Source organism: Mesorhizobium sp. M8A.F.Ca.ET.218.01.1.1 (genome assembly GCF_004791165.1).
Taxonomy (GTDB): domain Bacteria; phylum Pseudomonadota; class Alphaproteobacteria; order Rhizobiales; family Rhizobiaceae; genus Mesorhizobium.
Genome location: NZ_SRUZ01000001.1, coordinates 982542 through 1005553 on the forward strand (window position 1 = coordinate 982542; position 23012 = coordinate 1005553).

General features: G+C 63.7%; 21 protein-coding genes. 11 read left to right on the forward strand and 10 right to left on the reverse strand.

Annotation, left to right across the window (positions count from 1 at the left end; translation table 11 throughout):
* Nucleotides 1-24: 24 nt before the first annotated feature.
* The 4 genes from EN861_RS04695 to gcvA form a co-directional block, all read right to left on the reverse strand.
* Entirely contained in the window at nt 25-1329 is a 1305-nt protein-coding gene (locus EN861_RS04695; RefSeq protein WP_127278104.1) for an ABC transporter substrate-binding protein, read from the reverse strand.
* Between the two features lie 157 nt (nt 1330-1486).
* Entirely contained in the window at nt 1487-2872 is a 1386-nt protein-coding gene (locus EN861_RS04700; RefSeq protein ID WP_189343554.1) for a hypothetical protein, read from the reverse strand.
* Nucleotides 2873-2936: 64 nt separating this feature from the next.
* Nucleotides 2937-4241: a nicotinate phosphoribosyltransferase gene (gene pncB / locus EN861_RS04705; RefSeq protein ID WP_127278105.1), complete on the reverse strand. Its 1305-nt coding sequence runs from the start codon at nt 4239-4241 to the stop codon at nt 2937-2939.
* Between the two features lie 119 nt (nt 4242-4360).
* The gene (gene gcvA, locus EN861_RS04710) at nt 4361-5332 is read right to left on the reverse strand and encodes a transcriptional regulator GcvA (RefSeq protein ID WP_127871275.1); all 972 of its coding nucleotides are present in this window, start codon (nt 5330-5332) and stop codon (nt 4361-4363) included.
* Nucleotides 5333-5542: 210 nt separating this feature from the next.
* On the opposite strand from gcvA, the gene speB reads away from it, so the two are divergent.
* The 5 genes from speB to EN861_RS04735 all read left to right on the forward strand — a co-directional run bounded on the left by speB (nt 5543) and on the right by EN861_RS04735 (nt 9522).
* Complete coding sequence (gene speB / locus EN861_RS04715; RefSeq protein WP_135862622.1) at nt 5543-6604, forward strand: agmatinase; 1062 nt, start codon at nt 5543-5545, stop codon at nt 6602-6604.
* An 81-nt stretch (nt 6605-6685) separates the two neighbouring features.
* Nucleotides 6686-7495: a transporter substrate-binding domain-containing protein gene (locus tag EN861_RS04720; RefSeq protein WP_135862624.1), complete on the forward strand. Its 810-nt coding sequence runs from the start codon at nt 6686-6688 to the stop codon at nt 7493-7495.
* Between the two features lie 6 nt (nt 7496-7501).
* Complete coding sequence (locus EN861_RS04725) at nt 7502-8158, forward strand: amino acid ABC transporter permease (RefSeq protein WP_135862627.1); 657 nt, start codon at nt 7502-7504, stop codon at nt 8156-8158.
* Entirely contained in the window at nt 8155-8802 is a 648-nt protein-coding gene (locus EN861_RS04730; protein WP_127279977.1) for an amino acid ABC transporter permease, read from the forward strand. The genes EN861_RS04725 and EN861_RS04730 overlap by 4 nt, the downstream gene beginning before the upstream one ends.
* 285 nt (nt 8803-9087) lie before the next feature.
* Nucleotides 9088-9522 (forward strand): peptidylprolyl isomerase, encoded by a 435-nt coding sequence (locus tag EN861_RS04735; protein ID WP_127279976.1) that lies wholly within the window; start codon nt 9088-9090, stop codon nt 9520-9522.
* 224 nt (nt 9523-9746) lie between these two features.
* On the opposite strand, the gene EN861_RS04745 is transcribed toward EN861_RS04735, so the two are convergent.
* Both EN861_RS04745 and EN861_RS04750 read right to left on the reverse strand, forming a co-directional pair.
* Nucleotides 9747-10103 (reverse strand): VOC family protein, encoded by a 357-nt coding sequence (locus EN861_RS04745; protein ID WP_127279975.1) that lies wholly within the window; start codon nt 10101-10103, stop codon nt 9747-9749.
* Nucleotides 10104-10266: 163 nt separating this feature from the next.
* Nucleotides 10267-11670 (reverse strand): MATE family efflux transporter, encoded by a 1404-nt coding sequence (locus EN861_RS04750; RefSeq protein ID WP_127871273.1) that lies wholly within the window; start codon nt 11668-11670, stop codon nt 10267-10269.
* Nucleotides 11671-11913: 243 nt separating this feature from the next.
* On the opposite strand from EN861_RS04750, the gene EN861_RS04755 reads away from it, so the two are divergent.
* From EN861_RS04755 to ugpC, 6 genes are all read left to right on the forward strand, one after another.
* A complete protein-coding gene (locus EN861_RS04755) occupies nt 11914-12831 on the forward strand; it encodes an AraC family transcriptional regulator (protein ID WP_127871272.1) in 918 nt (305 codons plus the stop codon).
* Nucleotides 12832-13072: 241 nt separating this feature from the next.
* Nucleotides 13073-14344 (forward strand): extracellular solute-binding protein, encoded by a 1272-nt coding sequence (locus EN861_RS04760; protein ID WP_127279278.1) that lies wholly within the window; start codon nt 13073-13075, stop codon nt 14342-14344.
* A 143-nt stretch (nt 14345-14487) separates the two neighbouring features.
* Nucleotides 14488-15354 (forward strand): sugar ABC transporter permease, encoded by an 867-nt coding sequence (locus EN861_RS04765; protein ID WP_127279277.1) that lies wholly within the window; start codon nt 14488-14490, stop codon nt 15352-15354.
* On the forward strand, nt 15351-16163 hold the full coding sequence (locus EN861_RS04770; protein WP_135862630.1) for a carbohydrate ABC transporter permease: 813 nt from the start codon (nt 15351-15353) through the stop codon (nt 16161-16163). The genes EN861_RS04765 and EN861_RS04770 overlap by 4 nt, the downstream gene beginning before the upstream one ends.
* A 16-nt stretch (nt 16164-16179) precedes the next feature.
* A complete protein-coding gene (locus tag EN861_RS04775; protein WP_135862994.1) occupies nt 16180-17226 on the forward strand; it encodes an NAD(P)-dependent alcohol dehydrogenase in 1047 nt (348 codons plus the stop codon).
* 2 nt (nt 17227-17228) lie between these two features.
* Nucleotides 17229-18314 (forward strand): sn-glycerol-3-phosphate ABC transporter ATP-binding protein UgpC, encoded by a 1086-nt coding sequence (gene ugpC / locus EN861_RS04780; RefSeq protein WP_127279274.1) that lies wholly within the window; start codon nt 17229-17231, stop codon nt 18312-18314.
* 7 nt (nt 18315-18321) lie between these two features.
* Here the strand turns inward: ugpC and EN861_RS04785 are convergent, their stop codons facing one another.
* The 4 genes from EN861_RS04785 to EN861_RS04800 all read right to left on the reverse strand — a co-directional run bounded on the left by EN861_RS04785 (nt 18322) and on the right by EN861_RS04800 (nt 23001).
* A complete protein-coding gene (locus tag EN861_RS04785) occupies nt 18322-19908 on the reverse strand; it encodes an FGGY-family carbohydrate kinase (RefSeq protein WP_135862633.1) in 1587 nt (528 codons plus the stop codon).
* A complete protein-coding gene (locus EN861_RS04790; protein WP_135862634.1) occupies nt 19905-20588 on the reverse strand; it encodes an HAD-IA family hydrolase in 684 nt (227 codons plus the stop codon). Before EN861_RS04790 ends, EN861_RS04785 begins: the two co-directional genes overlap by 4 nt.
* A gap of 15 nt (nt 20589-20603) precedes the next feature.
* Nucleotides 20604-22082: a mannitol dehydrogenase family protein gene (locus EN861_RS04795; RefSeq protein WP_135862636.1), complete on the reverse strand. Its 1479-nt coding sequence runs from the start codon at nt 22080-22082 to the stop codon at nt 20604-20606.
* 148 nt (nt 22083-22230) lie between these two features.
* Nucleotides 22231-23001 (reverse strand): L-iditol 2-dehydrogenase, encoded by a 771-nt coding sequence (locus tag EN861_RS04800; RefSeq protein WP_127275234.1) that lies wholly within the window; start codon nt 22999-23001, stop codon nt 22231-22233.
* Nucleotides 23002-23012 lie beyond the last annotated feature (11 nt).

Here is a 23012-nt window from a genome sequence, read left to right on the forward strand (position 1 = left end):
TCACGCTTGCTGGAAAAGCAACGCCTACAGCGCCTGCGTCGTGTAATCCCCTTCGGCCTCGTAAAGCCCGTCCTCGATCTTGGTCTTGTGCACGACCTTGAGCTTGCCGCCTTCGACCTTGGAGATGTTCTGGATGCCAAAGCACTGATGAATCTTGCCGTTGAAGGTTTTCGGCCCTTGCGGATGCTCAGGCCCTTCGGCGAATTCCTTCAGCGCTTCGGTCGCCTCGACCAGCTTGGCGCGATCTTCCGGTCCCTTGTAGCCGGCGTCTTCCATCGCCTTCTTGACGACGTAGAGCGTCTCCCAGCAGCCGAACATGTGCGCGGCGGTGGAGACATCCTTGGGATCGCCGACAGCGGCGCCATTGTCGTCGATGCCGACGGCGGCGCGATAGGCTTTCTGCGCGGCGGAATCATCCGGTTGCGCATAGCGCGGCGAGCCCTCCCAAAAGTGGCTGCCGTCGAGGAATTCCAGGCCGGGGCTATTGATGTCGGTGGCTTCGAGCGAATCGATGAAACCGAACAATTGCGGCCGGTTGGAGCCGTAGAATTCGCCGAGTTCCTTGACGAAGGTGAGCACCGCCGGTCCGACCATCACATGGTAGATCACCTCGGTCTCGGCCGGGATCTGCGGGAAATATTTGGTGAAGGACGATTCCGTCGGCGGAATGGCGATCTGGGCAATCACCTCGGCGCCTTGCGCCTTCAGCGCCGGCGGCAGGTAGTCGCGATGGTCGTAGCCGAAGGCGAAATCGGGGAATATTTGCGTCACCTTCTTGCCGGCATTGGCCGCGATCCACGGCGCCATCGACTGGATCTGGCTCTTCACATCGGTGATGCCGGGCTGGAAGACGTAACGGTTGAGCTTGGTCGAGGCGACGTGGTGGCCTTCGCTGACGACGAAATAGGGCATCTTGGCTTCGCCGGCGGCGGGCGCCGAGCCGATGACGACATGCGAGAACAGCGTGCCGAAGACGATGTCGGTCTTGTGCTGTGTGGCGAACTTGCCGACCACCTCGGCGCCGCGGCCAGGATCGGTGCCGTCATCCTCGATGATGACCTCGACCTGACGGCCATTGATGCCGCCGGCGGCATTGATCGCCTTGATCGCGGCGGCGGTGGTCTTCTCATACCAGCGGCCATAGGCGGCGCCGATGCCGGTTCGGTGCGACTGGAAACCGATCTTGATCGGCGCCGAGCTTTGCGCCTGGGAATAGCGGACAAAGCCGGGCGCCATGGCGAGACCGGCGCCGGCGGCGAGACCCTTCAGCGCATTGCGGCGGGTAAGTGTGGTTTTGGAGAGGTCAAAAAATCCGTTCTTGTCAGTCACGTTCGTTCCCCTGTTTTTGCGTTTTGACCAACGATAAGGCGGCTCGAACATCCTCGGCAAGAGGATGCAAAATTGCATGTGTACAAACTAAATCACCAAAGGCTTGGCCTGGCAAGCGAGCTTTCCGTGGCGGCAAGCCCGCACGGGATGGCTTGTCTCATCCGACCGTCGGCGTGGCAAGCAGCCAAAGACCGAAAATGGTGTAGGCGATCATCAAAACAGTGAGCGGAAACTGGCTGAGCGCGGCGCGAGTGGGCTGGGGATGCAGGCGCCAGGCAAAGCCGTGGGCGACGAGAACCGCCAGCACATGGCCAAGGATGATGGCGCTGGCCTGGACATTCCACAGCCACCATGCGGAGCCGGCGCCGGCAACGATGCCGGCTTCGACCTGCATGTCGGCGGTGCCGAACAGGTTCCAGCCCAGCGCGAATGGATCGGACAGGGAGGCCAAAGCATACTGGCCGTCGACCAGCAGCGCCGTCAGATAGTGCGCGACATGATAGGCGAGCGCGATCGGCACGATCGACCACACCAGCAGTCCCGCCGACTGGGCGAGAGACCGATCGCTGCGGGCAAGACGCTGGCCGAGAAAGACGGCGAGAAGGAACACCGCTGTCAGCAGCGCGAATGTCATACCGAGTCCCAGCGTGCCGCTGTCGATCACCGCCGTGCGGCCGGGAAATTCCAGCGGGTTGATGCCGAACAGGCCGAGCCAGAAGAAGGTTTTCGACAGGCCGTCGAACGAGACCGAGGACAGAGCGAGCAGCAGGAACGCCATGCCGCTGGCCGGCAAGGGCTCGGCCGCGAGCAGCTTGGCACCTGGCCAGCACAGCGCAAGCCGGCCGTCATCGTCGCGCGCGACCGGCGCGAAGCGCGCCACCATCGAGAAGAAGATGCCGAGGAATTCGCCGCCACGGCTCCACTTGTCGTAGCCGAACACCCGCATGGCGATGAGGGTAACCAGCCAATAGAGGCCGGCGGCAAAGGCAAGCCGTGCCGGATCATCGGGCGCAGGATCGATGAGTTCGAACCAGGCAAAGGCCAGGAACAGGATGACGGCCGGCCAGCAGCCAAGCCATTGCGGAAGTTGCCTGGCCACCTCATCGCCTCTGCCCGTCAGGCGGGACAGCAACCGCCAGGGGCCGTACCACGGGTTGAGCCACGACCAGAGATCGCCGAACACCCCTTGCAGCAGGGTCAGCCCGGTCCATAGCAGCGTCCATACCACCAGCGGCAGCGGGTTAGAGAGCGGATCGCGGCTGCCGAAGGGGCCGGCGGTGATGAGGATTACAAAGCCGGCAAAGGACACTAAGCTGATAGTGGCTCGGGCACTGTCACTGAATGTGAAAAGCGGCAGGCGCCGACGCCAGAAACGGTCGAGGGAAGCAGGTGGGAGCAATGCCAGGACGAGGAAACTGGCTGCTACGGCGAAGGCGCCGCCGATGAGATAATAGCCGGTTGGAAGGAGCAGGACGTGGCCACGGTCGGAGGCGTGGGCGAAGGCGGGGGTGGGTAAGACGAGCCCCAAAGCGGCAGACAGCAACGCTAATGACCAGCGACAGCCCTCTACGGCGGGACTCGACCTCTCCAAGATCCCGCCTACCTCCTCAAACCTTGACCAGTTGCTCCACGCGATCCTTAGCGCCAAAAATCCGCAAATACCGCTCGATCTCCTTGAGATCGCCGGTCGCCTTGGCCGGGTTGTCGGACAGTTTCACCGCCGGCCTGCCATTGGCCTCGGTCACCTTGCAGACCAGCGATATGGCATCGAGGCTGTTGGTCTCCGTCGGCGCGCAGCCTTCGAAATCATTCGTCAGGTTGGTGCCCCAGCCGAAGGACATGCGCACCTTGCCTTTGAAGTGGCGGTAGGTTTCCTCGATGCTCTCCACCTCGAGCCCGTCGGAGAAGATCAGCAGCTTCTGCCTGGGGTCCTTGCCCTTCTCGCGCCACCAGTCGATGATTTTTTCGCCGCCCTCGATCGGCGGCGCGCTGTCGGGACGGAAGCCCGTCCAGTCGGCGACCCAGTCCGGCGCGTCGCGCAGGAAGGAAGCGGTGCCGAAGGCGTCGGGCAGCACGATCAGCAGATTGCCGCCATAGTAACGCTGCCAATCCTGCAGCACCTTGTAGGGTGACTGCTTCAGCTCTTTTTCCGAATTGGCGAGTGCCGCAAACACCATCGGCAGTTCATGCGCGTTGGTGCCGAGCGCTTCGAGGTCGTTGTCCATGGCCAGAAGCACATTGGAGGTGCCGGTGAAGGCTTCGCCAATGCCTTCCTTCAGCGCCTCGACGCACCAGCGCTGCCACAGGAAGGAATGGCGCCGCCGGGTGCCGAAATCGGAAATGCGGATGCCGGGCAGCGCCTTCAGCCGTTCGGTCTTGGCCCACATCTTGGCCTTGGCGCGGGCATAGAGCACGTCGAGCGCGAACGGCCCGAACGACCGCAATGCGGCCCGCGAACGCAATTCGTTGATGATGGCGAGCGCGGGGATCTCCCACAGCGTGGTGTACATCCACGGGCCGGAGAAGGAGAGCTCGTACTGGCCGTCATGCCTGGAGAGCTCATAGTCGGGCAGCCGGAAGCCTTCCAGCCAGGCGAGGAATTCCGGTTCGAAAATCTGCTTGCGGCCGTAGAAATTGTTGCCGCCGAGCCAGATCATCTCCTTCTTGGAGAAGCGCAGCGTGCGGGCATGGTCGAGTTGTTCGCGCAACTCGCCTTCGTCGATCTCGTCGGCGAGCCGAACCGAGGTGGTGCGGTTGATCAGCGAAAAAGTGGCATCGACCTTGGGATACATCCCCCAGATCATCTGCAGCATCAAAAGCTTGTAAAAATCGGTATCGAGCAGGCTGCGCACGATCGGGTCGAGCTTCCAGGTGTGGTTGTAGACGCGCCGCGCAATATCGGTCTTGGCCATGTCTCGTTACCGCCTTCGCTGCTCTGCCACCACAATAGCGACAGGCCTCATAGCATCGAATTGACCAAAACGCTCCCCGCTTTCAGGCTGGCCCGACAAAAAGAAAGCCCTGCGTGCGGCTACGAGGGTTTGCCGCCCATCACCTTGAGCGCTGGACGTTTGCGGCGGGTGACGAGGCGGCCCGCCACGGGGGCGCCGGCGCGGCCGTCATCCCCCGCCTTCTCGGCGAACAGCCAGTCCATGAACACCTGCACGATCGGCGTCGCCCGCATTTCGTTGCGGCAAACGACATAGAAATCATCGACCGCCGGCACCGACAGGCTGAACGGAGCGACCAGCATGCCCCTGGCCAGCAGCGCGCTTGCCGTCACCGAGTCGCCCAGCGCCACGCCATGGCCGTGCACCGCGGCCTCCGCCGTCATGCGCGCATCGCCGAGATGATGGCGCCGACCGCGCTCCAGGTCCAGCGCGTCGGCGGCGGCCAGCCAGGTGTGCCACTCGCGGCCATCGTCACCATGCAGCAAGACATGGTCGGCGAGGTCGCGAACATTGCGGATCGGCCGGTTGTTGATCAGCGTCGGGCTGACCACCGGGAACAGCTCCAGGCCCGACCATTTGCGCATCCAGCAATCGGTCCAGCTGCCATCGCCATAGTGCACGCAGACATCGATATGCGGCGCCCGGATATCCCTTGGGTCGTTGGAGGGGATGAGCGTCAGCTGGATATCAGGATATTGCGCGGTGAAGCTGCCGAGCCTCGGCGTCATCCACAAAAGCAGCAGTGCCGGCACGCAGGACACCGACAGCGCGCCGCTGCTTGCCGGCCGCGTCAGCCTTTGCGTTGCGGCGGCGATGCCGTCGAAGGCCGTCGACACCGCCGGCAAAAGTTCGGCGCCATGCGGGGTCAACTTGACCCGCTGGCCGACGCGTTCGAACAGCTTGACGCCGAGCGATTGCTCCAGCGCCTTGATCTGGTGGCTGACGGCGCCATGCGTGACATTCAGCTCACTCGCCGCCTTGGTCAGCGAGGCATGGCGCGCCGTGGCCTCGAAGGCGCGCAGCGGGTTGAGAGGTGGCAGGCGCTTGGCCATGGGCGCTCGGCTTCATTGTGAGATTTTCTCACAGAAACCACCCTAACAATATCAATTGCTTTTTCAATGCGGCTGCCGGACACTTTTGCCTGGAACAACATCAAGACGTGAAATCTGCATGCAGCCAGCGGGACAGCGGCCCGGCCGGATGACGGTCGGTTCGCCCGAGATCACCGACGGCGACACTGCATCACTTGAGGAGGAGCGGATATGGGATACGATCGCGGCAAGCTCGACGCGCTGCGTCGCAAATATGGCGAGAGCCATGGCGGCGAGATGTTCGACCCGAAATTCCGCAAGGTCGCCGACAAGATCTTTTCCAAGAGCGGCACGCGGCTGGCGCCCTATTCCGGCATCCCGACGTTCCTCACGGCGCCTTATCGCGAAATCGCCGCTGACAATCCGGACTTCGGCGATCTGCAGGTGGCGATCATTGGCGTGCCGATGGATCTTGGCGTCACCAACCGGCCGGGCTCGCGCTTCGGGCCGCGCGCATTGCGTGCGATCGAGCGCATCGGCCCCTACAATCATGTGCTGGAATGCGCGCCGACGCATGAGCTCAGGGTCGCCGACATCGGCGACGTTCCGTTCCAGAGCCGCTACAGGCTGGAGACCAGCCATGAGGATATCGAGCGGCGCATCAACCAGATCGTCGACGCCGGTGTCATCCCATTGTCGGTCGGTGGCGACCACTCGATCACGCACCCGATCCTGAAGGCTGTCGGCAAGAAGGCGCCGGTCGGGCTCATCCACATCGACGCCCATTGCGACACCAGCGGGCTGTTCGACCTGACCAAATTCCACCACGGCGGACCGTTCCGCAATGCGGTGCTGGACGGCGTGCTCGATCCGACGCGCACCATCCAGATCGGCATACGCGGCGCCGCCGAGTATCTGTGGGAGTTCACCTACGAGTCCGGGATGACCGTGGTCCATGCCGAGGAGGTGACCGGTCTCGGCATTCCCGCCATCATCGAGAAGGCGCGCAGGATCGTTGGCGAAGGCCCGACCTACGTGTCCTTCGACATCGACAGCGTCGATCCGGCCTTCGCGCCAGGCACCGGCACGCCGGAAGTCGGCGGGCTGACCACGCGCGAAGTCCTCGAATTGCTGCGCGGCCTCAAGGGCCTCAACATCGTCGGTGGCGACGTCGTCGAGGTGGCGCCGCAATATGACGCGACCACCAACACCGCGCATGCCGGCGCCCAGGTGCTGTTCGAAATCCTGAGCCTGATGGTGTTCAGCCCGGCCCTGGCCGGCAAGGGAGCCTGACGGCCGGAAAGCAAAGGCGGCCGCCGCGCTGGAGCCGGCGGCCGACCCAAACAATCAAAAGCATCCAGAAGGGGAATGACAATGACAATCCGATCGACGTTCAAATCATCCATCGCCGCCGTCCTGGTACTAGGCGCGGCAGGTCTCGGCCTCGCCACGCAGGCGGCCAAGGCCGACGCGCTGGCCGATATCACCAAGGCCGGCACGATCAATGTCGGCGTCTTCGCCGACTTCCCGCCCTTCTCCTCGGCCAGTGCCGACATGAGCCTCAAGGGCTACGACATTGATGTCGCGCAGTACATCGCCGACACGCTCAAGGTGAAGCTCAACACCGTGGCCGTCACCGGCCAGAACCGCATCCCTTACCTCAACGACCACCGCGTCGACATCCTGATGAGCGTCGGCTACTCGAAGGAGCGCGAGCAGGTCATCGACTTCGCCGCCGCCTACGCGCCGTACTACATCGCGGTGATCGGTCCGGCGGCGATGTCGGTGAAGGGCAAGGAAGACCTTGCCGGCAAGTCGATCGCCGTCAATCGCGGCACGCTGGAAGACACCTCGCTCACCGAGGCAGCGCCCGCTTCTGCCGACATCAAGCGCTTCGACAACTACAATTCGGTGATCCAGGCCTTCATTTCCGGCCAGACCCAGTTGATGGTCGTCGGCAACGATGTCGGCGCCCAGGTTCTGGCGAAGCAGGACGTGCTGAAGCCGGAACAGAAGTTCCAGCTTCTGACCTCGCCCTCGCATATCGGCCTCAACAAGAATGAGGATGCCCTCAAGAAGGCCGTCAACGATGCCGTCGCCAAGATGCTGGCTGACGGCAAGCTGGATGAAAGCTCGAAGGCCTGGCTGAAGACGCCGCTCAACCCCGACAACCTCAAGGATTGAGCTGCCGTGGCCTTCGGCTGGCTTCCAGGTGCCGTGAGCGACATCGCCCACGGCGCCGCCACGACGATCCTTTTGATCGCCGTGACAACGCTGGCGGAAACGCTGCTCAGCATCCTGGGGGCCGCCGGACGGCGAAACGGTCCCGCTCTGCTGCGCCACGCCATCGCCTGGTATGTCGAGGTGATGCGCAACACGCCTTTCCTGGTGCAGCTGTTTTTCATCTTCTTCGGTCTGCCGAGCCTCGGCATCAGGCTCGACCCGATCCTCGCGGCCATGCTGGCGATGACGCTCAACATGGCCGCCTATACGATCGAAATCGTCGGCGCCGGGCTCGACGCGGTGCCGCACGGGCAGACGGAAGCGGCGCTGGCACTCGGGCTGCGGCCGCGCCAGGTGTTCATCAAGATCGTACTGCCGCAGGCGCTCAAGGTGATTTATCCCGCGCTGACCAGCCAGATCGTCATCATGATGCTGGAGTCGGCCGTCGTGTCGCAGATCGCCGTGCGCGAGCTGACCTATGAGGCCGACATGCTGCAGGCGCGCACTTTTCGCTCGTTCGAGACCTATTTCGTCGTGACGCTGGTCTATCTCGCCCTGTCGATGGCCCTGCGCCGGCTGCTGGTCACCGGCGGGCGCCGCGCGCTCGGAGCTGGCGTGTCATGATCGAGTTCACCCTCTGGGACATCGTGCGCAACCTGCTGCTGGCCACACGCTGGACGGTGCTGTTGTCGCTGGCTGCCTTTGTCGGCGGCGCCGTGGTCGGGATGGCGGTGCTGTTCCTGCGGATTTCCAGGAACAAATGGAGCCGGCGCCTTGCCTCCGGCTATATCGCGCTGTTCCAGGGAACGCCGCTGTTGATGCAGCTCTTCCTGATGTTCTTCGGTCTGCCGATGCTCGGCCTACGCATCGAGCCCTGGACGGCGGCCGTGCTCGGCCTGACCTTCTTCGCCAGCGCCTATCTGGCCGAGATCTGGCGCTCCGGTGTCGACGCGCTGCCGCTTGGTCAATGGGATGCCGGAGCCAGCCTCGGCCTGCACTATCTGCAGGAACTCAGGCTGATCATCCTGCCGCAGGCGTTCGCCATCACCCGCGCGCCGACCGTCGGGTTCCTGGTGCAATTGATCAAGTCGACAGCGCTGACCTCGATCATCGGCTTCGAGGAGCTGGTGCGGACCTCGAACGCCATCAACAACGCCACTTTCGAGCCGTTCAAAGTCTACGGACTGGTGGCGCTCATCTTCTTCGTCATGTGCTTTCCACTGACGCAATATGCGCGCAGACTTGAGAAGCGAGCGTCGGCGATCTGAGCCGCGAGAGCACGTTGCGTTGGCCAACATCGACCGCGACTACATTGAGTGATTTCGGTGGTGGCTTGACCTGCGCTGAAGGCCGGCGGCGGGCATTATCGCGCAGGCCGCACGCGAATGAAGGCGGCACATGGAGAAGCCGTTTGGCAGCTCCAGCGCTTTACATCTGCAGCCGGTCACCTAGTTTTAGAGTTTCGCGCCGCGCACTTTGGTGCGTGGATGATCGAAAACGGGACCGTGACCTCTGGCCGGTCCCCTCAAAAAGCTCCCAAAAGGATAACTGCCATGACACAGGCCAAGAATGGCGACACCGTGCGCATCAATTATACTGGATGTCTGGCCGACGGCACTCAATTCGACGCTTCCGGCGGCGAACCGTTGCAATTCACCCTGGGTGAAGGGCAGGTGATCTCCGGTCTTGAAACCCATGTCGAGGGCATGGAGGTCGGCGCGAAAAGCACCGTCACCGTTCCCGCCGAAGCCGCCTATGGCCCCCACCGCCCCGAAGCGGTCATGACCATCGACCGCGCCCGCGTGCCGGATAACATCAATGTCGATATCGGTACCCGATTGCAGGTCAGAACCAGCGAGGGGCGCCCCATGCCGGTAACGGTCGTCGGCGTGAACGACGCCAGCGTCAAGCTAGACGGCAATCATCCGTTGGCCGGAAAGGACCTGGTGTTCGACGTTGAACTGGTCGAGATCGTCCAGGCGGCGTAGTTCCGGCGTCAACGGGATGAATCACGACTGAAAGTTCGGTGTTCTTCGTCGCGGTGGCGGCGCTGGTGTTCGGGTCGATCGCCGGGTTCGGCGATATCCGCAGGCTGCTCTGCGCGACGTCGTCGGACGGCAACTGATTGAGCCAGACGAAAACGGGAATTGCCCAACCAATGGCAAGGACCAGGAATGACAAGGTGAACGCGATCACCCGGCGTTGGGGCCCCTCATCGTGCTTGGGTGGCGCCGGGTGGCTCGGCCAGGGTGAGCTGATTGCCGTCCGGATCGCGAATATGCGCCACCCTGCCGAAATCGCCGGCTTTTTCTTTTCCCAGGGTCAGGCCCACGCGTTCCAGCGATGCACGGGCCTTGTCCATGTTTGGCACGACGATCGTGCACATGCTTGATCCAGCGTTGCTTTCATTGAGAAATATCTGGATGTTTGCGCCCGCGACGCCACGCCACTGGATCAGGCTGTCCATGGGACGGTCGTCCGGCCGGCGTTCGAACAGGAGTGTGTAAAAGCGCTCCGACGCTGCCATATTCGTCGTGGCCAGAGCGGCGTAAATACCTTGGATATCCATCGTGTGCCTCAATCCTGATTGAAATCCGCCAACGCTTGAACATTGAGTGAGTTCCGCATTTGGCGCGATTTCGGCAGGTCTGGCGTCTCGGCGCTTCTGATAGCGCCATTTGATGAGCAGCGATGTTGAGCCATGCGGCCCTTTGCTATCGGCACCCGTGGTCTCAATGTCCGAACGCCAGCGACGGCGCGATGCGGTTGCGCCGCAGCCAGCGCGCCAGAAGCAGCGCCGCCACCACGGCCAGCCCCGATGACAGGCCGATCCAGATGCCGACGCCGTGGAAGCCGAAATGGAAGGCGAGCAGCACGCCGAGCGGCAGGCCGACGCCCCAGTAGCCGATCGCGGCATAGATCATCGGCACCTTGGTGTCGTGCAGGCCGCGCAGCATGCCGGCGGCAACCGCCTGCGCGCCGTCGAAGACCTGGAACAGGGCGGCAAAGACCAGGAACGACACGGCAAGCGCGATCACCCTGGCATTGGCGGGATTGCCCAGGTCGATGAAGGCGCTGATCAGGAGATGCGGCCAAAGCACCATCACCAGCCCCATCAGCGCCATGAACGAAACGCCGATGACGAAGGCGGTCCAGCCGGCACGCGACACGCCCTCGGGATTGCCGGCGCCATGCGCCAGTCCGACCCGAACCGTCACCGCCTGGTTGAGGCCGAGCGGGACCATGAAGGAGATCGAGGCGATCTGGATGGCGATCGCGTGCGCGGCCAGCGAATCGGCGTCGATCAGGCCCATCAGCAGCGCCGCCGCGTTGAAGATCGTCACCTCGAAGGCGAGGATGCCGGCGATCGGCAGGCCGAGCCGCAGCAGGCCCTTGAAGCGCGGCCAGTCGGACCGCCAGAAGCGGCCGAACAGATGGTAGCGCCGGAACTTCTTCTCCCACATCACCACGACAGCCATGCCGACGAACATCAGCGTGCTGGACAGCGAGGTGGCAAGGCCCGAGCCGGCGATGCCCATCGCCGGAACACCCAGATTGCCGAACATGAACACCCAGTTCGCAAACACGTTGAAAGCCACGGCGACGAAGACGATGACCAGCGCCCAGCCCGGCCGCTCGAGCGCCGAGATGAACGAACGCAGCACGATGTAGCCGTAGAAGGGCAGCACCGCCCATTCGAGCCAGCGCAGATAGATGCCGGCCTGATGCGCCAGCGCGGGCTCCTGCCCCATCGCCAGCAGGATGGCCTCGCCGTGCCAGAGAACGAGCCAGATCGGGATCGAGATCAGGATTGCCAGCCAGAGGCCCTGGCGCACGGTGCGGCGCAGGTCGCGCACGGAATGGCGGCGGCGGCCAAGCTCGGTGGCGATCATCGGCGAGGTCGCCAGCATCAGGCCGAGGCCGAAGATCAGCGGCATGAAATAGAGGTTGGCGCCAAGCGCGCCGCTGGCCAGCGTATCGGCACCGAGGCGCCCCATCATCATGACGTCGGTCGCGGTCATCGCCGTCTGGCCGAGATTGGTCAGCACCATCGGCCAGGCCAGCGCCAGCGTCGCCCTGATTTCCTGGCGCCAAAGATTTTCCGGCGCGCGGGCGCCGGCTTCGATCGCGGACATTGTCCTGCTCTTTCAAGGTTGCGGCGCATCGGCAAAGAGCCGGAAGCCGCATTGCAAACGGCAAAACCTTCGGTTTCGCGGCGTTTGCGCCGTCTATTGAACGAAATGCGACATGAAGGCAAGGGAGGAGGCGCGTGAACAGATTGAGCCAGCGGCTTTGCCCGGCAGGCGTCGCCTCGTTCCCTTGCCGGCCGGGGGCTGCTACGGATTGGACATCGGCAACCGGCGAATGTGGGAGGCAGGATGGCGTTCAGGCGCAGAAAGAACCCGGCCGCGATCCCGCGCACGGTGCCTTCCTTCGAGCATATCGTCACCGAGGCGAGCGACAGTTTCCTGTGGCGCCTCGACGACTATCCCTGGGAGCGCAATGTCTGGAATTTTCATCCGGAATACGAGATCCATCTGCTCAGGAAGTCCTCCGGCGTCGTGCTGGTCGGCGACCATATCGGCGAGTTCGGCCCGGGCTACCTGACCATCGTCGGCGGCGGCCTGCCGCATGACTGGGTCACCGCGGTGCAGCCGGACGAATTGATCGAGGGCCGTGACATCGTGCTGCAATTCGATCCCGAGCGGCTGCGCGGATCGGCGGGATTGTTGCCGGAACTGCGCGAACTGGAGCCGTTCCTGGAGCGGTCGCTGCGCGGCATCGTCTTCCACGGCCGAACCGCGCTTGAAGGCGCCGCGCTCATGGAGCGGATGGGCACGGTGCAGGGGCTCGCCCGCCTCTGCCTGTTCCTCGAACTGGTCGACCTGCTGGCCAGGACCGACGAATACGAGCTGTTGTCGTCGCCGGATTTCTCGCCGGTTCTCGACGCCGCTTCGCTCGATATCATCCAGCGCACGCTGACCTATCTGTTCCAGCACTTCGCCGAGGATCTCAAACTGCCTGACATGGCCGATCTGGCCGGCATGACTGAAAGCACTTTCTCGCGCTTCTTCCAGAAGAACACCGGCAATTCGTTCAGCGACCATCTTGCCAAGCTGAGGCTCTGGCAGGCCTGCAAGCTTCTGGCCGATACCGACGTCCCGATCACCGATATCTGTTTCCAGGTCGGCTACATGAACATCTCCAATTTCAACCGCGCCTTCCTGCGCAAGCACAAGATGACGCCGTCATCCTATCGCAAGCTGTCGCGACAGCGTCTGGCGATGCGCGCATAAGCGCTTCCTGAATCATCGTTTTGGACCAGATCGATACTCGTGTGACAGGCTCCCCATAAGGAGGCCGGCTTTTGCGTTGCACAATGCATAAAAGTACAGGTCTGCTGCAACGGGGCTTCTAGCTTGGCCCATCGCAACCGCGCATTTTGGCGATGGGTGGCAAGTCGTTCGGGCGATGGTGAGGATCGCGTAACCCGAGGACCTGCGCTTCCCGCGACGTATTCCTGGAGGAGAAAAGATCATGAAACCAGTTCGGCTCGCTGCCAGCCTCGGCGCAGCTTTCGTGCTTTCCGCTACCGTCTCAACCCTTGCCCTGGCGCAGGCGCCGGTCTGCTCGGCGCCGGTCAAGGTGCTGGCGCAGCCGCGTGACGGCCTGACGCTTCTGGAGGACTCCAAGGCCGAGTTCGAGAAGCTCTCCGGCGCGAGCTTCAAGATCGACTATCTGAACGAGAACGACCGGCGGGCGAAGTCGCGCGCGGACGCCTCCACGGTCGGCAACTACAACGTCTACTATGTCGATGAAGCGAACGTGGCGCTGTTCGCCTCGTCGAAATGGATCGTGCCGCTGACCGATTATTATCCGGCTGATTATGACTATGCCGACTTCGACCCCGGCCGCCAGAAGGTTGCCACCTATGACGGCAAGGTCTGGTTCGCGCCGCTGACCGGCGGCGGCGACCTGATGGTCTACCGCAAGGACGTGCTGGAGGCCGCCGGCATCCAGCCGCCGAAAACGCTGGACGAGCTGATCGCTGACGTGCCGAAACTGACCAACGCCGACAAGGGCATGTACGGCATCGCGCTGCGTGGCGCGCGCGGCTCGGGCGCCAATGTCTGGCGCTGGATGCCGTTCTTCAAGGCCTATGGCGGCAAATGGTTCGACGGCGACAAGCCGGCCTTCAATTCGGACGCCGCCGTCAAGGCAACCGAGACCTATCTGAAACTGTTCAAGGATTCCGCTCCTGGCACGCAGACCGGCAGCTGGGATGAATCGACCGGCGCCTTCCTGTCGGGCCAGGTCGCGATCCTGGTCGAATCGACGCCGCTTTCGGGCATGGCGGTTGATCCGAAGACCTCGCAAGTGGTCGGCAAGATCGGCTTCCTGCCGCCACCCTCGCCGCTTCCCGGCGGCGGCTACGGCCATGGCCTCGCCATTGCTGCAAAAGCCAATGCCGACGACGCTTCGAAGAAATGCGCCGGCCTGTTCATCGCCTGGGCAACGTCGAAGGAAAACGAGAAGCGCCGGCTCGACGCCCACCAGTTCGGTGAGCTGAACCGCACCAGCATCCTGTCCAGCAAGGAGTTCGCCGATATCTACGGCGCCGATCTCGGCCAGGCGCTGGCCGAAACCGGCAAGGTGACGGCTGTCAACTTCTGGCAGGACCCGCGCTGGCCTGATCTCGGCGACCGCTGGGGCATTATCCTCGAGGAGCTGATCGCCGGCACACGCACCGACGTCAAGGGCAGCCTCAACGAGCTCGAGGCCTATGCCAATGAGCTGGTGAAGAAATAGCCCCCTCCCTCTTGCGGCGCGCGGTCCCAAGCATTCCCGGAAAATGCCGGGACCTGTGCGTCGCAGGAGGGCCTGCCTTTCCCCCGAGCGCGCGACGGTTCCGTCATGTCCAGATATCAGAGACACAGCAAGGCCTGAGACCAATGCCTCGACGTTCATCCCTGCCGGTGACCTTTGTCGTGCCGACGCTGGTCATTCTGCTGATCCTGTCGATGGTGCCGACGCTCTACGCGATCATCATCGCCTTGCAGAACCGCGAGCTGAGTTCGACGGCCTATTCCTGGGTCTGGTTCTCGAATTTTGTCGACCTGTTCTCCGACCGCCGCTTCCTCAACGCCGTCTGGGTATCGGTGAAGTGGGAGGTCGTCACCGTCGTCGCGACGATGGTGGTGGCCATCGGGCTCGGCGTGCTGATGTTCGAGGTCGCCGCGCCGCGCCTGCGCAACCTCTACTGCCTGTTGTTCATCATTCCGGTGCTGTTGCCGCGCGTCTCGGCGGCCTTCGTGTGGAAATTCGCCTATCATCCGCTCTACGGCATCGCCACCTACCCCTATCGGCTGTTGACCGGCGGCCTGATCTTCGACCCGCTCTCCAAGCCGTCGACGGCGCTGTTCGCCGTCGCCTCGGTCGACGTCTGGCAATGGGGCCTGTTCTTCGCCGTCATCGTGCTGAAGCTGCTGGAGACCTTGCCGCCGCAGCCAATCGAGGCCGCAAGGCTCGACCATGCCAAACGCTGGCAGATCCACGCCTATGTGACCTTGCCGATGCTGAAGGCGCCGTTGATCAGCCTGATGTTCGTCAAGATGATCGAGTCGCTGCGCTCCTTCGACCTGATCTATGTGATGACCCGCGGCGGGCCGGGCGTGGCGACCGAAACGCTCGACATGTACGCCTTCTCGCAAGGCTTCATCGAATCCGGCAAGGTGTCCTATGCCTCGGCCATGGCGGTGCTGATGATGATCGCCACCGTCATCACCTTCACCATGCTGTGGAAGCGGGTGCAGGCATGAAGCCCGGCCGCATCGTCGCCAAGGCCGTCCTGGCCTTCGCCGGCTTCATCGCGGTGTTCCCGCTGCTGTGGACGGCGCTCAACTCGCTGAAGAACAGCGTCGACATCATCACCCGCGTGCCACGCCTGGTGTTTACGCCGACGCTTGCCAACATCAGCTACATCCTTGGCCGCGACAGCGTCATCACCGGCCTCTACAATTCGGTCGTCGCTTGCGGCATAGCCGTGCTGATCGGCGTCGTGCTTGGCCTGCCCGCGGCGTACGCGGTGGCGCGCTATCCCAACCGCTGGGCCGGCGACATCCAGTTCTTCGTGCTGTCGCTGCGCTTCCTGCCGCCGGTGGCGGTGGCGATCCCGCTGATGGTGATCTGGCTGCAGCTCGGCCTCTACGACACTTTGCCGGCTTTGATCGTCACCTACTCGCTGCTCACCATCTCGGTCATCATGTGGCTCGCGATCCCCGCTTTCCAGGGCGTGCCGAAGGAGATCGAGGAAGCCGCCTTCGTCGATGGCTACGGAGCCTACGAGGTGTTCTGGCGGATCGCGCTGCCGGTCGCGGCCCGCTCGCTGATCGGCGCGGTCGCCTTCAGCTTCGTGCTGGTCTGGAACGAATTCCTGATCGCGCTGATGCTGTCCAGCTCCAACGCAAAGACCTTGCCGATCGTCGCCTCCGAACTCTCCCAGCAAGGCATGAACGTGCCGTGGGGAATTCTCAACGCCTCGGTCGTGCTTTTGTCGCTGCCGCCGCTGCTTTTCCTCGGCGTTTTGAGCGGCTTTCTGAATTCCGTTTTCCGGCAAAAGAAGAATTGAAGTGAGGCTTACGTCGATGCAGGCACTGGTGCTTGAGAAAAAAGGCGAACTGTCGTTGCGCGAGATCGCGCTGCCGCTCGACGTCGGACCAGACGATGTCAAGATCGCCATCCACACGGTCGGCGTCTGCGGCAGCGACGTGCACTATTACACGCATGGCGCCATCGGCAGCTATGTCGTGCGCGCGCCGATGGTGCTCGGCCACGAGGCCGCGGGCACAATCGTCGAGGTCGGCGCCAATGTCAGGAGTCTGAAGGTCGGCGACCGCGTCTGCATGGAGCCTGGCGTGCCGAACCTGTCGTCGCGCGCGACAAAGCTCGGCATCTACAATGTCGACCCTGACGTCACTTTCTGGGCGACCCCGCCGGTACACGGCATTCTTGCTCCCTATGCCGTGCACCCGGCCGCTTTCACCTACAGGCTGCCGGACAATGTCTCCTTCGCCGAAGGCGCCATGGTCGAGCCCTTCGCCATCGGCATGCAGGCGGCAAGCCGTGCCCGCATCGTTCCGGGCGATGTCGCCGTCGTCGTCGGCTGCGGCCCGATCGGCATCATGATCGCGCTTGCCGCCCTTGCCGGCGGCTGCTCGAAAGTGCTGATTTCCGATTTTTCCGCGCCCAAGCTGAAGATCGCCGCGCAATATGCCGGCATCGTGCCGGTCAATATCGGCGAGCGGTCGCTGGTCGATGCCGTCGCCGCCGCGACCGACAAATGGGGCGCCGACATCGTCTTCGAGGCGAGCGGCAGCCCGAAGGCCTTCGCCGACCTGTTCGACGTCGTGCGGCCGGGCGGCGCGGTGGTGTTGGTCGGGCTTCCGGTCGAACCGGTGAGCCTCAACGTTCCGGCGGCGATCTCGAAGGAAGTGCGTATCGAGACGGTGTTCCGCTACGCCAACATCTTCGACCGCGCGCTGCAACTCATCGCCTCCGGCAAGGTCGATCTCAAGCCGCTGATCACCGGTACCTATGATTTCGCCGACAGCATCAAGGCGTTCGAACGGGCCGCCGAAGGCAACCCGCAGGACGTCAAACTGCAAATCCTGCTTACCGGCGAAAAGGACTGACCATGTCCGCGATCGTTTGCTCCCATGTCGACAAGGCCTATGGCGCCACCACGGTGATCCGCGACCTCAACCTGGCGATCGAGGAGCACGAATTCGTCGTCTTCCTCGGCCCGTCCGGCTGCGGCAAGTCGACCTTGCTCCGGATGCTGGCGGGGCTGGAGGACATCAGCGGCGGCGAGGTCTCGATCGGCGGCAAGGTAGTCAACGACCTCGATCCCGGCGACCGCGGCATCGCCATGGTGTTCCAGAACTACGCGCTCTACCCGCATATGACGATCTTCGACAACATCGCCTTCGGGCTGCGGCGCCAGAAGGTGCCGGCGCCCGAAATCCGCAAGCGGGTCGAAGCGGTGTCGAGGACGCTCGGGCTCGACCCCTATCTCGGCCGCAAGCCGGCCGAGCTCTCCGGCGGCCAGCAGCAGCGCGTGGCGATCGCCCGGGCGATGATCAAGACGCCCAAGGTGTTCCTGTTCGACGAGCCGTTGTCCAATCTGGACGCCAAATTGCGCAACCATATGCGCGTCGAGATCGCGCGGCTGCACCAGTCGCTGAAGACCACCACCGTCTACGTCACCCATGACCAGCTGGAGGCGATGACGCTAGCCGACCGTATCGTGCTGCTCAAGGATGGCGTCATCGAGCAGGTCGGCTCGCCGGCGGAGATCTACGGCCGGCCGGGCAATATGTTCGTGGCCGGCTTCATCGGCACGCCGAACATGAATTTCATCGAGGTGACGGTCGGCAGGGCGGCGAACGGCTGGACGCTGACCGGCGCCGGAACGGTGCTTTCGTTAGACGGGGCCGGCTTTCATCTCCAGCCTGGCGATCGCGCCGTGCTGGGCATCCGGCCCCCGGACCTGAAGACAGGCAGTGACGGCGCCGCCGGCATATTGCAAGGCACCGCCGATCTCATCGAATTCCACGGCAATGACGCTCTGGTGACATTCGGCTCCGGCGGCAAGGAGATCAGCGCACTGGTACCGGCACGCGAATGCCCGGTGCTGCATGCCCCTGTCCGCTACACATTCGAGGAAGAAAGCATCCATTTGTTCGACGCGACATCAGGCGCGTCGCTGCGCAAGCAATAGGCAAAGCCTACCGGATCGCGTCAAGCGCCTGGCGTTGCCGGTGCATCTCCAGGAAGATCCGGTAGTCGCGATCGAAGCGGGCGCCGGCGGCCGGGTTGGCAGCACGCCTCTTGCCGCCCTGCTGCATGGCAAGGCAGGCGGCGTTGAGGTCGGGAAACAGCCCGGCGGCGGTCGCGGCGACCATGCCGGTGCCGAGCAGCACCGCCTCGTCGGCCAGCGGTTCGACCACCGTGCAGCCGGTGGCGTCGGCATAGAGCTCCATCAAGAGCGGGTTCTTGGTGTGGCCGCCGGTGACATGCAGCGTGTCGATCAGGTAGCCATTCTCGTTCAGCGCCTCCAGCACATGGCGCACGCCGAGCGCAATGCCGACGGCGGTGCGCCAGTAGAGCTTGCACAGGCTGTCGAAGGACGAATCCAGCGTCAGACCGCTGACGACGCCGACCGCGTGCGGATCGGCGAGCGGCGAGCGGTTGCCATGGAAATCCGGCAGCACGTGCAGCCGGCCGGCAAGGCCCTCGCCCTCGGCGGCGCGCAGTTCGGCGACGCGCGCGGCGATCCTGGCATGCATGGCCGCGTTCGGCTCGCCGCCGGCGCCATGCCAGCGGATGATGTGGTCGAGCAGCGCCCCGGTTGCCGACTGGCCACCTTCCGACAGCCACAGCTTCGGAAGGGCGGCGCCGTAGTACGGGCCCCAGACGCCGGCGAAAGGCTGCGGGTCGGGCGACATGGCCATCACGCAGCTCGATGTACCGGCGATCAGCGCCAGATGGCGGCCGATATTCTGGTCGTCGCCGGCGAAGCCGCCGAGCACGCCAAGCGCGCCGGCATAGGCGTCGATAACGCCTGCGCCGACGCGGCAGTTTTCGGTCAGGCCGAGTTCTGCCGCTGCCCGCGCCGTCAGCGGGCCGATGTAGGCACCCACCGGGCTGGCCCGCTCCGGCAGATTGCCGTGGTCAAAAAGATCGTCGAGGCCGACGAGTTCGAAGAAATCGCGTTGCCACGCGGTTTCCTGGTGCGCCAGGTAGGTCCATTTGGCGGTCAGCGTGCATTGCGAGCGCGCCAGCGAGCCGGTCGCCTGCCAGGTCAGGTAATCAGTCAGGTCGAATAAATAGCCGGCTTCTTTCCACGTGCCGGGCAGATTACGCTTCAGCCACATCAGCTTCGGCGTCGCCATCTCCGGCGACATGACGCCGCCGATATAATTTAGCACCTCGTGGCCGCTTGCGGTGCATTCGTCGGCCTCGGCGATGGCGCGATGGTCGAGCCAGACAATGGTGTCCCAGCGCTTGTCACCGGTGGTCGAAACACTGAGCTGGCCGCCTTGCCTGTCACGCACGACCAGCGAACAGGTGGCATCGAAGGAGATACCGGCGATATGCTCGGCGGCGACGCCTGCCTTTTCCCGCGCGGCACGCACGGCGGTGCAGACGGCGGACCAGATGTCGCGTGAATCATGCTCGGCATGATCGGGCTTCGGCTGATTCATGGCGATCGGCCGCTCGGCACGGCCGAGCAAGGCGCCACTGGCGTCGAGAATGCCCGCGCGAGCGCTCCCGGTGCCGACATCGACCGCGCAGACAAACTGTTTCGTCAAGATGCTCTAACTCTCGCTCCCAGGCCTGCAATCAGATCCGGCAATTGCAGCATGTCAGCGAATATAAAGTCCGGTTCGGTCGACGCAAGCCGCGCTTTCAATCCCGGATTGCCGGCGTGCGCGCCGCCGGTGAAGGCGAAGACGTGCATGCCGGCCGCGCGTGCCGCCGCGACGCCGGCGGGGCTGTCCTCGATGACCAGGCAGTTGCGCGGACGCGCCCGCATGCTGGCGGCAGCGTGGAGAAAAAGGTCCGGTGCCGGCTTTCCCCTGGCAACCATGGCGGCGCTGAACAGATGCGGCTCCATCAGCGTGAGCAGACCGGTGACGTCGAGCGCGTAACGAATCCGTTCCAGCGTACCGGAAGAGGCAACGCAATACGGCAGGCGGAGCTTCGGCAACATCTCCCTGACGCCGGCGATCGGCTTCAGCTCCTCGCGGAACTTTCGCATGAGGTCAACGCGCAGGGCGGTGAGATGCCGGTCGGTGATCTCCAGGCCGAAGTCGCGGCCGAGGATCTCGCGCACGCTCTTCATGCTCTTGCCTAGGAAATGCTCGTAGGCGGCGTCTTCGCCTATGCTGCCACCGGCAAGTTCGATCATGCCGAGCAGCGCCGAGACGGAGAGCGCCTCGCTGTCGACCAGCACGCCGTCGCAGTCGAAGATGACCAGTTCAGGCGTCATGGTGCCGGCTGGCTCTCAGAGCTTGCCGGCGATGTAGCGCGTCAGCGTGGCGCGCGTGCCATTGGCCCAGAGCACGTTGAGCGCGTGGGCGAAGGCCTCGACGAAGGCGGTGGCGCGGCCGACATCGCCATAGATGTCGTCCATCGCAAGCCAGGCGGCAGGCGCGGCCTTTGCCGCCTTTGCCGTTGCCTGCATCCGATCCCAGCTCGGGTCGTTGGGTTCGATGACGGCGCCGCTGTCCGTCGTGCCGAAGCAGTAGCGGCACCACAGCGCCGATTCCAGCGCCAGTCCGGTAACGCCTTTGCCCGCCTTCAGCCGGTCCGCGATGGTCGGGATGATGAATTTCGGCTGGCGGTTGGAGCCGTCGAGGCAGAGCCGGCGCACTGTGTCGCCGATCTTGGGATTGGAGAAGCGCTTCTCGATGAGCTGGTAATAGTCCTCCAGCACCGTGTCCGGCACAGGCGGCACGGTCGGGATGATCTCGTCATGCTCGAGCTTGTCGAGGAAGCCGCGCACCAGCGGCTCCTGCATCGCCTCGTGAACGAAGTGGATGTCCATCAGCCCGGCCGGATAGGCAATGGTGGCGTGGCCGCCATTGAGGATACGGATTTTCATCAGCTCGTAAGGGGCGACGTCTTTGACGAACTGCACGCCGACCTTTTCCAGCGGCGGGCGGCCATCTGTGAAATGGTCTTCCAGCACCCATTGCCGGAACGGCTCGCAGAACACCGGCCAGTTGTCTTCGAGGCCGAAATCGTCGGCGAGGATCTTGCGCTCGCGGTCGCTGGTCGCCGGCGTGATCCGATCGACCATGGCGTTCGGGAAGGCGACGTGGTCGCTGACCCAGCTCGCCAGGTCCTCGTCGATCAGGCGGGCAAGGCCGATCACACCGTCCGACGTGACATGGCCGTTATGGGGAATGTTGTCGCAGGACATGACGGTGAACGGCACGATGCCGTCCTGACGGCGGCGCATGAGGCCAGCCAGGATGATGCCGAACACGGTCTTTGGTGTGGCGCCCGGCTGCGCGTCGGCGACAATATCAGGATGAGTCGGGTTGAAGACTCCGGAGGCCGGATCGATGAAATAGCCGCCTTCGGTGATGGTCAGCGATACGATCCTGATCGCCGGATCGGCCAGCCGCTCGATGATGGCGGCGGCATCGCCCGGCATCAGGAAATCGATCATCGCTCCGGTGACGCGGGCGCTCATGTGGCCTTTGTCCTGCTCGACCACGGTGGTCAGCCAGTCCTGCTCTTCGAGCTTGCCGCGGCCGATCTTCTCGCCGTCGAACACGCCGGCGCCGACCAGCGCCCAATCATGGCCGATGCCCTGACCGAACAGGTCGTCGAGATAGACGGCCTGATGCGAGCGGTGGAAATTGCCGACACCGAAATGCACGATGCCGGCTTTCAACGCTGACCGGTCATAGTTCGGACCTGCGACCTTGGACGGAAGCGTGGCGAGGCTCGAGGAAGAGAGTTTCACGGTCATCTGCTTTACCCTTTGGCCGATTTGCAGCCCGACTGTTTCGCCTCCTTCGGGAGGGCGAGGATGAGGGGCCGCACCTGATGTTCCAGTATGCTGCCCCTCACCGCCCCTCGGCACTTCTCTGGAGGAAATGAGAGAAGCGCCTTCCCCCTCAACTCATCCATTGGCCGCCATCGACATTGTAGGTCTGGGCGACGATGTATTCGGCCTCGTCGCTGGCGAGGAACACGGCCATGCCCGCGAGGTCTTCCGGCTTGCCCATGCGGCCGTACGGTACGCCCTCGCCGACCAGCCGTTTCTTTTCGCCTTTCGGCCGGTTCTCGTATTTGGCGAACAAGGCATCGACCTCGTCCCACATGTCGCTGTCGACGACGCCGGGCGCGATGCCGTTGACATTGATGCGGTGTTTGATCAGGTCGAGTCCGGCTGACTGCGTCAGCGAGATGACCGCGGCCTTGGTGGCGCAATAGACCGCGACCAGCGGTTCGCCGCGACGCCCGGCCTGGCTCGCCATGTTGATGATCCTGCCGCCCTTGCCCCGCGCGATCATCGACCGGGCGGCTGCCTGCAACATGAACAGCGTGCCGGCGACATTGACGGAAAACAGCTTTTCGTAGCTCGCCCTCGAGATCTCCACGATCGGCGCCAGGTCGAACAGAGCGGCGTTGTTGATCAGGATATCGAGGCCGCCGGTCCTGCTCTCCACCGCCTTGACCGCGGCATCGATGGATGCCTGATCGGTGACGTCAAGCTTTAGCGCATAGGCGTGGTCACCGATTTCAGCCGCGGTCTTGCGTGCTGCGTCGAGGTTGATATCGGCAATCGCCACGGTGGCGCCTTCGCGCACATAGGCTTCGGCGAAGGCTCTGCCGATGCCGCGCGCCGACCCCGTGATCAGCGCCGATTTGCCTGTCAGCCTCACCGCTCCATCCT